The sequence below is a fragment of the Sinorhizobium sp. FG01 genome (assembly GCF_002531875.1).
GTDB classification, from domain to species: domain Bacteria; phylum Pseudomonadota; class Alphaproteobacteria; order Rhizobiales; family Rhizobiaceae; genus Sinorhizobium; species Sinorhizobium fredii_C.
Genome location: NZ_NWTB01000067.1, coordinates 1 through 450, shown reverse-complemented (window position 1 = coordinate 450; position 450 = coordinate 1). Strand labels below are relative to the sequence as shown.

Here is a 450-nt window from a genome sequence, read left to right as displayed (position 1 = left end):
GGCGCCCGGATTGATCGTCTGGATCTTGATTCCGTATGCGGCCAGTTCCTGCTGCAACGCTTCGGCGATCGACTCCAGCGCATGCTTGGTCGAGACGTAGGTGCCCCAGTTGGCCGGGGTGAACAGGCCGCCCATCGAGGAGGTGAAGACCACCTTCTTGCCCTGACTCTTGCCCTCGCGCACCCACTTCTGAACGACGCCCTGCGTCAACGTCAGTGGCAGGAAGACGTTGATCTCGAAATTGCGACGCACGATGTCGACCGGAATTTCCCAGACCGGGCCGGGCTCACCCTGACCGGCATTGTTCCACAGAATGTCGAAATCCCAGCTCTGGGCCTGGCGGACGTCGTAGGGGTCGGTGAGGTCAAGCCGCTCGACGCGAATACGGTCGGCGAGGCCGAGCGCCTCCACCTCGTTGCGCAGTGCGGTGACCATCGGCGAAACCTGGCA

1 protein-coding gene is annotated in these 450 nt (G+C 62.9%); it reads right to left on the bottom strand.

The window, feature by feature from the left end; all coding sequences use genetic code 11:
• Positions 1–450 (bottom strand): SDR family NAD(P)-dependent oxidoreductase (locus tag CO656_RS29530; RefSeq protein ID WP_144353252.1); only part of this gene is annotated, 450 nt, incomplete at both ends.